The 12990-nt window shown below is 67.2% G+C and carries 7 protein-coding genes and 1 tRNA gene; 7 read left to right on the top strand and 1 reads right to left on the bottom strand.

Annotated elements, in window-relative coordinates; genetic code table 11:
- The first annotated feature begins 1 nt into the window (after position 1).
- The 6 genes from AWC31_RS19105 (at position 2) to AWC31_RS19080 (ending at position 3293) form a co-directional block, all read left to right on the top strand.
- Positions 2 to 78, top strand: a tRNA-Leu gene (locus tag AWC31_RS19105).
- A gap of 54 nt (positions 79 to 132) precedes the next feature.
- A complete protein-coding gene (locus tag AWC31_RS19100) occupies positions 133 to 1023 on the top strand; it encodes a bifunctional helix-turn-helix transcriptional regulator/GNAT family N-acetyltransferase (RefSeq protein WP_085145649.1) in 891 nt (296 codons plus the stop codon).
- A 55-nt stretch (positions 1024 to 1078) separates the two neighbouring features.
- On the top strand, positions 1079 to 1711 hold the full coding sequence (locus tag AWC31_RS19095) for an RNA polymerase sigma factor (RefSeq protein WP_067845292.1): 633 nt from the start codon (positions 1079 to 1081) through the stop codon (positions 1709 to 1711).
- Positions 1712 to 1713: 2 nt separating this feature from the next.
- Entirely contained in the window at positions 1714 to 1938 is a 225-nt protein-coding gene (locus AWC31_RS19090; RefSeq protein ID WP_085145648.1) for an anti-sigma factor family protein, read from the top strand.
- 107 nt (positions 1939 to 2045) lie between these two features.
- A complete protein-coding gene (gene trxA / locus AWC31_RS19085) occupies positions 2046 to 2411 on the top strand; it encodes a thioredoxin (protein ID WP_085145647.1) in 366 nt (121 codons plus the stop codon).
- Between the two features lie 54 nt (positions 2412 to 2465).
- Positions 2466 to 3293, top strand: a complete 828-nt coding sequence (locus AWC31_RS19080) for an enoyl-CoA hydratase (RefSeq protein WP_085145646.1) — start codon at positions 2466 to 2468, stop codon at positions 3291 to 3293.
- A gap of 9 nt (positions 3294 to 3302) precedes the next feature.
- Here the strand turns inward: AWC31_RS19080 and AWC31_RS19075 are convergent, their stop codons facing one another.
- Positions 3303 to 5978: an alpha/beta fold hydrolase gene (locus tag AWC31_RS19075; protein WP_085145645.1), complete on the bottom strand. Its 2676-nt coding sequence runs from the start codon at positions 5976 to 5978 to the stop codon at positions 3303 to 3305.
- A gap of 666 nt (positions 5979 to 6644) precedes the next feature.
- Between AWC31_RS19075 and pks2 the strand changes: the two genes are divergently transcribed.
- Positions 6645 to 12977: a sulfolipid-1 biosynthesis phthioceranic/hydroxyphthioceranic acid synthase gene (gene pks2, locus AWC31_RS19070; RefSeq protein WP_085145644.1), complete on the top strand. Its 6333-nt coding sequence runs from the start codon at positions 6645 to 6647 to the stop codon at positions 12975 to 12977.
- Positions 12978 to 12990: the final 13 nt, after the last annotated feature.

The raw sequence follows: 12990 nt of genomic DNA, 5'->3' as shown, positions 1-12990 counted from the left end.
AATCCCTGTAGCCCAATTGGAAGAGGCGCTGGATTCAGAATCCAGTGGTTGTGGGTTCGACTCCCTCCAGGGATACCAACCGATATCACGGTCCTCGGTGCACCCGACCGATTACCTGACTAAGGTCAGAGAATGTCGTCGGACATGATCGCGCAGGTGCGCAGGTTCAACCGGACCGTCACTCAGCGGGCCGGGGTGTTGTACGAGAATTACCTGGCCAGCGGCCGGTCCCTCGGGCAGGACCGCGTGTTGTGGGAGATCGGCGCGAACGGCTGCGATGTCCGCGACCTCCGGTCGCGACTCGATTTGGACTCCGGGTACCTGAGCCGGCTCCTGCGTGCCTTGCAGCGCGACGGGCTGATCACGGTCGAGCCCCAGGCCGACGATCGGCGGGTGCGCACCGTCTGGTTGACACAGGCCGGACGCAGCGAGCTTCAGACACTGAACGCACGTTCCGACGACGCCGCGGCCGCGATCCTCACACCCCTCACGGCCACCCAGCAGACTCGGCTCGTGGAGGCGATGGCCGAGGTCGAGCGGCTACTCACCGCCTCGACCGTGCGAATCGCCGAATGCGATCCGCGCCGGCCCGAGGCCAGGTTCTGCCTCGACACCTACTACGCGGAGCTCGCCCAGCGGTTCCCCGCAGGCTACGACCCCGCGGTGAGCCCCGTCGCCGATGAGGAGATGACGCCTCCCGCCGGCCTGTTGCTCGTCGCATCCCTGCACGGACAACCGGTCGGCTGCGGCGCGCTGATCTGGTATCCGGATGCGGTGGCCCTGGTCAAGCGGATGTGGGTGGCGCCGAGCGCCCGCGGGATCGGTCTGGGCAGGCGCATGCTGTCCGAACTCGAGTCCAGGGCCCGCGATCACGGCGACCGGCTCGTGCGTCTAGACACCAACGCCGCGCTCACCGAGGCGCTCAACCTGTATCGCACCTGTGGCTATCGCGAGGTCGCTCCGTTCAGCGACGAGCCATACGCGAATCACTGGTTCGAGAAATCCGTCGCAGAAAGTGTGTAACGCTTCGGGCACTTACACGCACTGAGAAATCGTCAGACCCCGGAGAGGATCGGCGATGGTCGCGACGGTAGACGAAACGGCACTGATCCAAGCGCTGCGCAACGGCGACGAGACGGCTTTCGCGATGCTGGTCGATCAGCACGCGCCCGCGATGCTGCGGGTCGCACGTGGCTACGTACCGAGTGCCGAGATTGCGGAGGAGGTCGTGCAGGAGGCGTGGATCGCGTTGATCAAGGGCATCGGGAAGTTCGAGGGCCGATCGTCGCTACGGACGTGGCTGTTCACGGTGATGATCAACATCGCCAAGTCCCGCGGCGTTCGGGAGCGACGCGACGCGGATGCGGAGATCGCGGCGTTCACCGGTACCACGGTCGACCCGGCCCGGTTCCGCCCTGGTTCAGATCCGTGGCCCGGGCACTGGAAAGCGGACGCGGCGCCATCCGCGTTCCCGGAAACACCGGAGGGTTCGCTGCTGGGCACCGAACTCATGGAACTCGCACGTCGCGAATTGGAGAAGCTGCCCGAGCGTCAGCGCATGGTGGTGACCTTGCGTGACATGCTCGGATTCGACTCCGCCGAGGTGTGTCGACTACTCGACCTCACGGTCGCCAACCAACGGGTCCTCCTGCACCGCGGACGTGCCGCCGTGCGACAGGCACTTGAGGACTATCTGCAGGAGGTGTCATAGCGATGGACTGCAACGAACTCGTCGAGCTCGTCACGGCTTATCTCGACGGTGCGCTCGATCCCGACACCCGGGCGCGTTTCGACATGCATCTGCTGGAGTGCGACGGCTGTGAGCGCTACCTGCAGCAGTTCCGCGAGACCGTGCGTACCGTGGGCCGGATCACCGACGACGAGATCGATCCGCGCTTTCGCAACCGGCTGCTCAACGCATTCAAAGACTTTCAGTGAGTGGTTGGCGGCGGATTGCGCGGGTACCCCCGCCGAAACAGCGCTAACCAGCCTGTTGTGACCGTACGGTGGGGAACAGCCCGTCCCACCCCGGCGTTAGGACAAGTGTGAGCACGCAAGACATCACCGCAGAACAGTTCAACGACACCATCAACGACAACGAGATCGTGCTGGTGGATTTCTGGGCGTCCTGGTGCGGGCCGTGTCGTGCGTTTGCGCCGACGTTCGCGGCCTCGTCCGACAAGCATCCCGAGATCGTTCATGCCAAGGTCGACACCGAAGCCGAGCAGGCACTCGCCGCGGCCGCCGATATCCGGTCGATCCCGACGTTGATGGCGTTCAAGAAGGGCAAGTTGGTTTTCAACCAGGCCGGGGCACTGCCGCCAGCCGCGCTGGAGGACCTGGTCCAGAAGATCAAGGAATTCGACATCGACGCGGCGATCGCTGCTCAGGACGACGCCCACCAGTCCTGACCGCCGAAATGGCTTGCTTCGCCGAGGGCTGACCGGGGCGGCGCGCTAACGTGCTTGTCCGTGACTGACGACAACCACTTCGTCCTCGTCGATCGTCCGCGGCCGGACGTCGCCCTGGTGACGTTGAATCGGCCTGAGCGAATGAACTCCATGGCGTTCGACGTCATGGTTCCGCTCAAACGCGTTCTCGAAGAATTGCGCTACGACAATTCCGTGCGCGTCGTGGTGCTGACGGGCGCCGGGCGCGGCTTCTCTTCTGGGGCCGATCACAAATCGGCCGGCTCGGTGCCACACGTCGACGGGCTCACCCGGCCGACGTACGCACTGCGCTCGATGGAGCTGTTGGACGACGTGATCCTTGCCCTGCGTAGGTTGCATCAACCGGTGATCGCAGCGGTCAACGGCGCCGCGATCGGCGGTGGGCTGTGTCTTGCCCTGGCATGCGACATCCGGGTGGCCGCCGACGGCGCGTACTTCCGCGCAGCGGGCATCAACAACGGACTGACCGCGAGCGAGCTCGGGCTGTCCTATCTGTTGCCACGCGCCATCGGTGCGTCGCGGGCGTTCGAGATCATGCTCACCGGCCGGGATGTCGACGCCGACGAGGCACAGCGGATCGGATTGGTGTCGCGGTCGGTGCCCGACGACGAGCTGCTCGACACCTGTTACCAGATGGCGGAGCGCATCGCGGCCTTCTCCCGGCCGGGAACCGAATTGACCAAGCGCACCTTGTGGAGCGGACTGGACGCTTCGAGCCTGGAGGGGCACATGCAGGCCGAAGGCCTGGGACAGCTCTATGTGCGTCTGCTGACCGCGAACTTCGAGGAGGCCGTGGCGGCCCGCGCCGAAAAACGCGCCCCGATCTTCACCGACGAACGCTGAGCGGCGGCGTTACCGGCTCACCGGCCGGCGGATCTCAGCGCGCGCCGCGGTGATCGCGTCGACCACGGCGCCGATGTGCGGTTCGCGCACGATCGAGTGATGGTCGCATTCGACGACGCGAAAGTCCGTGTCGCCGGTGAGGATTCGCTGCCACAGCCGTGGGTCGTCGCGGTTGAGGTGGCTGAGGATCAGCAGGCTACGACCGGACCACGGCGCAGGCCGGTGCCGGTAGCCGGTGATCATCCCGACCTCCTCGGTCGCCAGCGTCCTTCGCCGATGGCCGCCGAACAACAAACCCGCCAGCGGTATCTGTTTCTGCCGTGCCCACCAGGTGTCGAACGTGTTCGCATCGTCGGTCTGCAGTGTCACGGTCGCGCCTGGCAGGTCTTTACGGGCGTCGCGCGCGACCCTCGGCGACAGCCACGGGTCCAGCATCGCCACCAGTTCGACCTCCTCACCTTCTGCTTCGAGCTGCCGCGCGGCCTCCAACGCGATGTGAGCACCCAGTGAGTGCCCGACGAGGGTGTACGGGCCGTGCGGCTGGATGCGGCGAAGATCCGCCAGATGCCGGCGGGTGGCCCGGCGGATGGACCAATCGGGGAACGTGCCCCGGTTGAGTCCGCTGGGTTCGAACGCGTACACCGCGGTTTCTGCGCTTACGCGTTCGGCCAGCGGCAGAAAGCACAGCGACAGCGCTCCCGCGCCGGTGAAGCAGAAAAACGTCGGGCCGACGGTGTTCCCCGAGATCGGCCGCAGCGGCACCGTCGTCGGATTCAGCGGTCGGCGGTCCTGCGGTGTTCGTACGGTGTGGCCGTCGGCGAGTTGGCCGGCGAACGCCGCGAGCGTCGGCGCCATCGCCAGGTCGGCCGGTTTGAGCCAAATGCCTTGCGTCTTCTTGAGTATTTCGAGCATCCGGATGACGGACAGGGAGTCCCCACCGAGTGCGTAGAAGCTGTCGGTTCGGCTGATCTCGTCCACTCCGAGTACCTCGGCCCACAATCGTGCGACGGCGGCTTCACGTTCTCCTCGGGGCGGATCATGCGGCGCGCGAACCGGTTTCGGCAAGGCCGCGCGGTCGACCTTGCCCCGGTCACCACGGGGCAGCGCGGGCAGGATGACGATATTGGCCGGGACCATCCACGGCGGCAGGTCACGGTGCAACCTCGTCCGCAGATCTGCGACGGCGGGCGTCCTGGTTGTCGCACTGGGTGTGACGTAGGCCGTGAGAGTGGGGCTTTCGGTCGATTCGGAGACGACGACAACTTCGCGGATGTCGTCGTACGACGACAGTGTCGCCTCGATCTCGCTCGGCTCGACGAGGTATCCGCGGATCTTGACGGTACTGCCGGCACGTCCGGACAGCACCAGATTGTCCTGCCCGTCCCACCGTCCGACATCGCCGCCGACATATGTGGTGACGCCGTCGGGGTGGTGCGCGAACGTGGCGGCGGTGGCGACCGCGTCGAGATAGCCCGGCCCGAGATAGCGGGAGCTGATGGAGACGGCCCCGTTGTCGTCGATATCGATCCGCTTGTGCGGAGCCGGAATTCCCACCGGGACGACGCCGCGGGGGAGCGGGGCGTTCGGCACGATGTCATAGCTGGCGATGGCCAGTGTCTCGGTGGATCCTGCCCAGTTGGTGAACACCGCGTTGGGTGTCAGCTCGCGAGCCAGCTTGATGTGGCGCACGTGGGTGGGTTCGCCGGTGGTGACGACCCGGCGGACGTCGGGCAACGTGGCACCACGAGCCGCGGTGTGCAAGGCGTCGACGAAAGACGGCGTGCACGTGATCACCTCGGCGCCCGACTCGCGGATACGGTCGAACGCGTCGGCCGCGCTGTGCTCGCGCGGGTCGATCCCGACGATCTCGGCACCTCCTACGAGGCAGCCGATCAACACATTGAGGCCGCCGGCGAAGCTGATGGGCATGCAGAGCGCGACTTTCCGCCCATCGGCGAGACCGAATCGGTCGTTCAACAGTTGTGCATCGGCCAGCCAGATGCCGTTGGTGTGCAGGACGGCCTTGGGCGTACCGGTGGAACCGGACGTGAACTGGATGCTGGTGATGTCGTCGAGGCCGGGGCTCTCTTCCGGTTCGGCAGACACCGTAGAGGCGGGATCGCCGGGGCTGTCGAATGGTTCGTCGGCGGTGGACACCTCGTATCCGTGTTCGGCGAGAATCGCTGTGATCTTTTCCACACGGTTGTCGGGCGTGGCTCGATCCACCGCCACCACGGCGATTTTCGATGCAAACATACCCAGGATCTTCGAAACGGTCGGCGCGGCGAGGTCGGCGGTGACGAGTGCCGCGCGCGGCCGGGTACCCACCGGTGTGGCCACGGTCTGGGCCTGGACTGCGGCCAGCAGTTGGCCGTAGGTGACGGTGTGGGTCGTGGTGCGGAGGGCGATCCGGTCTGGGCGGCTGCACGCGGTCGCCTCGAAGTGGGCAGGCACTGAGCGGTGTTCGATGGGGCGCTCGGCCGGCACGCGCACCGGAACGGACGAGTCGGTGGGCGAGCCGCCGCGGACTGCCCGGGCTCGAGCGGCTGATAGGCGACGTGCCATGCCGGCGCAGACGACCGTCAAGAAAACGATGGCCGTGGTGATCACGGCCAGTGCTTTGATCCACGGCGCGCCGCCCGATATCTGGGAATTGGCGTCGCCGGGGTGTCTCAACCGGCTCATAACGTACGACGTCCTTATCGCTCATCGTGACGTGAACCCGCTCCGGCGTCACGTTCGGGTCCACTCGGGTGGGACGGAGGACCGCCCGAATGCTCAGTATGAGGTAGGTTAGCCTAGCCAATGTTGTCATGCGCGCTGTGGGGCGGTTCACGAAAGTGCCGCGGCCGGCGCTGTCTGCCGACCCCTGCCGTGCATCAAATCCCTTGGCGCCCAAGATGCTTCGAGCCCCGCTGGCGTGTGGGCCCGATGCTCGGCCGATGTGCGCGGACCCATTGGCGACCCATGGTGCGGTCGAGGTACCCGACCAATCCGGCCGCTGGGGCGCTATTGTCTACACCCGCAGTGGTCGACTTATTGATATCAGGATGACGAAAACCACTCGACGTGTACGACCGATAGTTTGCTAGAAGGTGAGGTGCGGTGTCGGCCAGTGGTTGATTCCGCTCTGAACAGGGCATCTGACACATGTCAGCGGTACGCGGAAAGTATTGCTGGAGTGGAGATTTGCCGACAACTTAGCCTCTTTGCGGCCCTGGGATAGCACTCGCGAAGCCTTGAGGGCTGTGCTACGTTCCCAAAATTGATTTTGCTATGGCCCGCTGTGACCCCAGGCTGACGGCTCTGGGCCAGCGATAAGGAAGCGCAACGTCGCGCCATGCCGAGGACATGAGCACGTGTGAAAGAGGTTTGGACCCTGTGGTTGATGAGCAGCCAGTGACTCCGATCGCGGTCGTAGGCATGGCTTGCCGGCTGCCCGGCGCCATCGAGTCGCCGGCAGAGCTGTGGGATGCCCTGCTGCGTGGCGCCGACCTGGTGACCGAGGTTCCGCTCGACAGGTGGGACGCCGACGAGCATTACGACCCGGAGCCAGGGGTCCCCGGACGCTCGGTGTCGAAATGGGGCGCATTCCTCGACGACATCGCCGGGTTCGATGCCGAGTTCTTCGGTATCAGCGAACGCGAGGCGACGGCGATCGACCCGCAGCACCGCCTCCTGCTCGAGACCGCGTGGGAAGCCGTCGAGCATGCGGGGATGGACCCGGTGACGCTGGCCGGGACGCGCACCGGCGTGTTCGTCGGCATGACGCACAGCGACTATCAGCTACTGGCCGCTGATACCCCCGCGATCGTTGGGCCGTACGGCTTCACCGGAAGCAACTACAGCATGGCCTCGGGCCGGATCGCCTACCACCTCGGCGTGCACGGACCGGCGTTCACGGTCGACTCGGCGTGCTCATCGAGCCTGCTTGCGGTGCACATGGCGTGCCGCAGTCTGCACGACGGCGAATCCGACCTGGCACTGGCCGGTGGCGTCTCCCTGACGATCGAACCGCGCAAGGTCGCGTCCGGATCCGCGCAGGGCATGCTGTCGCCGACGGGACGCTGCCACGCATTCGACGTCGACGCCGATGGCTTCGTATCCGGCGAAGCCGCGGTGATGCTGCTGTTCAAGCGGTTGCCCGACGCTTTGGCCGATGGCGACCCGATTCTCGCCGTGGTGCGGGGCACCGCGAGCAACCAGGACGGTCACACCGTCAACATCGCCACGCCGTCGAAGGCCGCCCAGGTGATGGTCTACCGCGACGCGCTCGCCGCGGCGGGTATCGATCCCGCCGGCATCGGCTTCGTGGAGGCACACGGCACCGGCACGCCGGTCGGCGACCCGATCGAGTACGCGAGCCTGGCCGAGGTGTACGGAACCGCGGGCCGGTGCGCGCTCGGATCGTCGAAGACGAACTTCGGGCACTGCCAGTCGGCGTCGGGGGCGCTGGGCCTGATGAAGGCGGTGCTCGCGCTGCAGCACGGCGAGGTGCCGCCCAACCTGCATTTCAACCGCATGCCGGACACGATGGCCGAGATCGCAACGGGCCTGTTCGTACCGCAGGCGGTGACCTCCTGGCCCGTCGAGGCAGACCACCCGCGCCGTGCGGCGGTCTCGGCGTACGGTTTGTCGGGCACGAACGTGCACGCCGTCCTCGAGCAGGCGCCGGTGCGCGACGTGCCGCGGTTGATCGATGGCGACCTGGACGGCGATGCCGCCAACGGGCTCACGGCCCCATGGCTTTTCCCGCTGTCATCGACGTCGGCAGAAGGATTGCGCCACACCGCAACTCGCCTGGCCGACTGGGTCAGCGCCAATGCGGACGGTCTCGAACTCCGCGACCTGGCCTACACCCTGGCCCGTCGCCGTGCGCACCGCACGGTGCGGACAGCTGTGCTGGCAAGCACCGCAACGGAACTCACCAGCCGGTTACAGGAGATCGCGGCCAGTGACATGCCGTTTCCGCCTGCGGCGAACGGGTTGGGCCGCGATTCGGTCTGGGTGTTCTCCGGCCAGGGCTCGCAGTGGCCGCAGATGGGTTCGGCGCTGCTGGCCACCGAGCCTGCCTTCGCGGCGGCGATCGCCGAACTCGAGCCCCTGATCGCCCGGGAATCCGGCTTCTCTGTCACCGAGGCGATGTCGGCCGCCGAGAAGGTGACCGGTATCGACCGCGTTCAGCCGACCGTTTTCGCGGTGCAGGTCGCGCTCGCCGAGACCCTCAAGAGTTACGGTGTCCAGCCCGGTGCGGTCATCGGCCATTCCATGGGTGAGGCCGCGGCGGCCGTGGTGGCCGGCGCCCTCACGCTCGAAGACGGCGTCAAGGTGATCTGCCGACGCTCGCGGTTGATGCAGACCATATCGGGCTCGGGCGCGATGGCCACCGTGGAACTACCGGCCCAGCAGGTGCTGTCGGAACTGGCTGCCCGTGGCGCCACCGACGTCGTCCTCTCGGTGATCGCCTCCCCCCAGTCGGCGGTGGTCGGCGGGGAGAAATCGACGATCCGCACGCTGGTGCGGGAATGGGAAGACCGCGGTGTGATGGCGCGTGAGGTCGCGGTGGACGTCGCCTCACACACGCCGCAGGTCGATCCGATCCTCGACGCGCTCGAAGAGGTGCTCGAGGATCTGTCGCCCGCCGAGCCGACGGTCCCGTATTACTCTGCGACGCTTTACGATCCGCGCGAGCCCGCCGACTACGACGCCTACTACTGGGTGGACAACCTGCGCCATGCGGTGCGGTTCTCCGCTGCGGTGCAGGCCGCCCTGGAGGACGGCTTCCGGGTGTTCGCCGAACTCTCGCCGCACCCGCTGCTTCTGCACGCCGTCAGCCAGAACGCCGCCGCGCGCGACGTCCCGGTCGCCGCATTGGCGACGTTGCGGCGCGAGCAAGAGCTGCCGCACGGTCTGCGCGACGTCTTGGCCGATCTGTACAGCGCAGGCACCGCACCGGACTTCACCGCGCTCTATCCCGACGGTGCGCTCGTCGACGCACCGTTGCCGGCATGGACGCGGCCACAGCTGATCCTCACCCGCACCACAAGCGAAAACGCCATGGGCGGTTCGACTCTCGCCATCCATCCGTTGCTCGGCGCGCATGTCCGGCTTCCGGAGGAACCCGAACAGCACGTGTGGCAGTCCGAAGTCGGGACGGCGGCGCAGCCCTGGCTCGGTGACCACCAGGTGCACAACGTCGCGGCGATGCCCGGCGCGGCGTACTGCGAGATGGCGATGGCTGCCGCGCGCACCGTGTTCGGTGACGACGCCGAGGTGCACGACATCACATTCGATGAGATGTTGCTGCTGGACGAGGTGACGACGCTTTCCGCAGTCGGATCGGTGAACGCCCCTGGCACCATGAAATTCGAGGTGGACACCTTCGCGGAAGGAGCGCGGATCCGCCGCGCGGCCGCGACTTTGCGCGCGTCCACGGATCAGCCCGAACCCTGGGCCTACGACATCGCCGCACTGCAAGCCGATCACCCGGTGCGGCTCGACGGAGCCGCCCTGCGCAGCTGGTTCGACGCGCGGGGCATCCAGTACGGCCCGGCCTTCGGCGGGTTGACGGCTGCCCACAGCGCAGAGTTCGGCGCCACCGTGCTCGCCGAGGTGGCGCTGCCCGGCCCGATTCGTTCGCAGCAGAGCGCATATGGGATCCACCCGGCGCTGCTCGACGCCTGCTTCCAGGCGGTCGGGGCACACCCAGAACTGCAGGCCGACCCGTCCGGGGCCATCATGCTGCCACTCGGCGTGCGCAGGATCCGCGCATACGGCTCGACCCGCGACGTGCGCTACTGCTACGTCACGACGACGGCCATCACCCTCGCCGAGGTGGAAGTCGACATCGACGTCCTCGACGCGAACGGCACGGTCCTACTGCGGGTCACAGGCCTGCGCCTGGGCACCGGCGTCGCGACGAGCACTCAACGCGAACGTGTGTTCAACGATCGGCTGCTCGCCATCGATTGGCACCGCAAGGATTCGCCCGAGCCCGACGCCCTTGACGTCGGCGGCCGCTGGCTGCTGATCAGCACATCTCGTGAGGCTGACGAGATCGCCGCAACGCTGGCCGACGCGCTGCACAAGCACCGCGCGGAGGTGGCCACCACGGCGTGGGGCACCGGCGACGACCACGCCGAGCAGGCCGCCAAACTGCGTAACCGCTTGTCCGCACACGCTTTCTCGGGTGTCGTGGTACTGACTTCAGATCAGGGTGGAGACCCGTCGCCGCGCACCGCCGAACTCGGGGCGGATTCGGTTTCGCATGTCGTACGGATCGCGCGCGAGCTGGCCGAGATCCCCGGCGAGCCCGCCCGGTTGTACGTGCTGACGCGCAACGCCCAGACCGTCGTCGACGGGGACGTCGCCCGACTCGAACACGCCGGGTTGCGCGGCCTCATGCGCGTGCTGGCTGTCGAGCAACCGGCTCTGCGCGCTACTCAGATCGACATCGACGGTGCCACCGACGTCACTTCGGTTGCGGGCCAGCTGTTGTCGGGTTCCGATGAAGACGAGACGGCGTGGCGCGACGGCGCATGGTACGTGGCCAGGCTCAGCCAGGCTCCGCTGCAGCCCGGCGATCGCCACACCAGAACGGTCGCCCACGACCGCGACGGCCTGCAGGTGCGCATACGCAAACCCGGCGATCTTGAGTCGATCGACCTGGTCGCGTTCGACCGAGTTCCGCCCGGCCCGGGCCAGATCGAGGTCTCGGTGGCGGCATCCAACCTCAACTTCGCCGATGTGCTCGTCGCCTACGGGCGGTACCCGAGCTTCGAAGGCAGGCTGCCGCAGCTCGGCGCGGACTTCGCCGGTGTGGTGACGGCCGTCGGGCTCGGTGTCACCAATCACCAGGTGGGCGACCGGGTGGCCGGCCTGGCTGCTGACGGCGCGTGGAGCACCTTCGTGACCTGCGATGCGAACCTCGCCGTCACGTTGCCACCGGCGGTGCCGACCCGCACCGCGGCCGCCGTGCCGAGCGCACACGCGACCGCGTGGTACAGCCTGCACGAGCTGGCCCGTATCTCCGCGCGCGACAAGGTGCTGATCCACTCTGCGACCGGTGGCGTCGGCCAAGCCGCCATCGCCATCGCGCGGGCGGCCGGTGCCGAGATCTTCGCGACGGCGGGCAGCCCCGGACGCCGAGAAATGCTGCGCGATATGGGCATCGAACACGTCTACGATTCGCGCTCCACAGAGTTCGCGGATCAGATCCGGCGGGACACCGACGGCTACGGCGTCGACATCGTGCTCAACTCGCTGCCCGGTGCGGCGGCGCGGGCCGGCTTGGAACTGCTGTCGTTCGGCGGCCGATTCGTCGAGATCGGCAAGCGCGACATCTACGGGGATTCGAAGCTGGGCCTGTTCCCGTTCCGGCGCAACCTGTCGTTCTACGCGGTGGATCTGGCGCTTCTGACGTTGACCGATCCGGACAGTGTCCGGCGCCTGTTGGAGACCGTCTTCCAGCAGATCGCCGATGGTGTGCTGCCGCTGCCCGAAACCACGCATTACCCGATGAAGGACGCGGCCACCGCGATCCGGGTGATGGGTGCTGCAGGACACACCGGCAAGCTGGTCTTGGATGTACCCGAGGTCGGGCACACCAGCGCGACCGTGCCCCCGGAAGCGGTCGTGCCGTTCCGCGGCGACGGTGCCTACATCATCACCGGCGGCCTGGGTGGGCTGGGACTGTTCCTCGCCGAGCGGCTGGCCGACTCGGGATGCGGCCGCATCGTCCTCAACGGACGGTCGGCGCCGACCCCGGCGGCCCAGCTTGCGATCGAAGCAATTCGCAAGGGCGGCACCGAGATCGAGGTCGTACTGGGTGACATCAGTTCGGCCGCCTCGGCCGAGCACGCCGTGGCGGTGGCGACTGCGACCGGGATGCCGGTGCGAGGTGTCCTGCACGCGGCGGCGGTCGTCGAAGATGCGACCCTGCCCTCGATCACCGAAGAGTTGATCCGCCGCGACTGGGCGCCGAAGGCGATCGGGGCCTGGAACCTGCATGACGCCACGGCCGATCAGCCGCTGGATTGGTTCTGCGTGTTCTCGTCGGCGGCCGCACTGGTCGGTTCGCCCGGGCAGGGGGCCTACGCGGCGGCCAACAGCTGGTTGGATGCTTTCACGCGGTGGCGCCGTGCACAGGGGCTGCCGGCCAACTCGATCGCGTGGGGTGCGTGGGCCGAGATCGGCCGCGGCACAGCGGTCGCGGCCGATACCGCGATGGCGATCGCGCCCGACGACGGCGCGTACGCGTTCGAGACGCTGCTGCGGCACAGCCGCGACTACGCGGGCTACGCACCCGTGGCAGGTGCGCCCTGGCTCGTCGAGTTCGCGCAGCGGAACAAGTTCGCGGAGGCCTTCCGGGATCTCGGCGGCGTCAAGCCGTCCGGCAGCGGATTCCTCAAGGAGCTCAAAGAACTGCCGCGCGACGAATGGGAAGCTTGGCTGCGCAGGCTGATTTCCGAGCAGATCAGCATCATCATGCGGCGCACCGTCGATCCCGACCGGCCGCTCGCGGAATACGGTCTGGATTCGCTCGGCGTCCTGGAGGTGCGGACCAAGATCGAGGCCGAAACCGGAATCCGGGTCAGCACAACCGATATCACGACGGTGCGCGCCCTCGCCGAGCATCTGGGAATGGCATTGGCGGAGGACGCCGTCGTCGTGACCACGCAGTGAACGCCGGAACTGC

Source organism: Mycolicibacterium wolinskyi, from assembly GCF_002101965.1.
GTDB classification, from domain to species: domain Bacteria; phylum Actinomycetota; class Actinomycetes; order Mycobacteriales; family Mycobacteriaceae; genus Mycobacterium; species Mycobacterium wolinskyi.
The sequence above is the reverse complement of the archived record's forward strand: the minus strand, read 5'-3'. Positions and strand labels throughout refer to the sequence as shown.

What these genes read in the sequence shown, in the direction of transcription:
- pks2 (WP_085145644.1), top strand. Translation starts at nt 6,645, where the DNA reads ATGAGCACGTGTGAAAGAGGTTTGGACCCTGTGGTTGATGAGCAGCCA.
- AWC31_RS19090 (WP_085145648.1), top strand. Translation starts at nt 1,714, where the DNA reads ATGGACTGCAACGAACTCGTCGAGCTCGTCACGGCTTATCTCGACGGT.
- AWC31_RS19100 (WP_085145649.1), top strand. Translation starts at nt 133, where the DNA reads ATGTCGTCGGACATGATCGCGCAGGTGCGCAGGTTCAACCGGACCGTC.
- AWC31_RS19075 (WP_085145645.1), bottom strand. Translation starts at nt 5,978, where the DNA reads ATGAGCCGGTTGAGACACCCCGGCGACGCCAATTCCCAGATATCGGGC.
- AWC31_RS19095 (WP_067845292.1), top strand. Translation starts at nt 1,079, where the DNA reads ATGGTCGCGACGGTAGACGAAACGGCACTGATCCAAGCGCTGCGCAAC.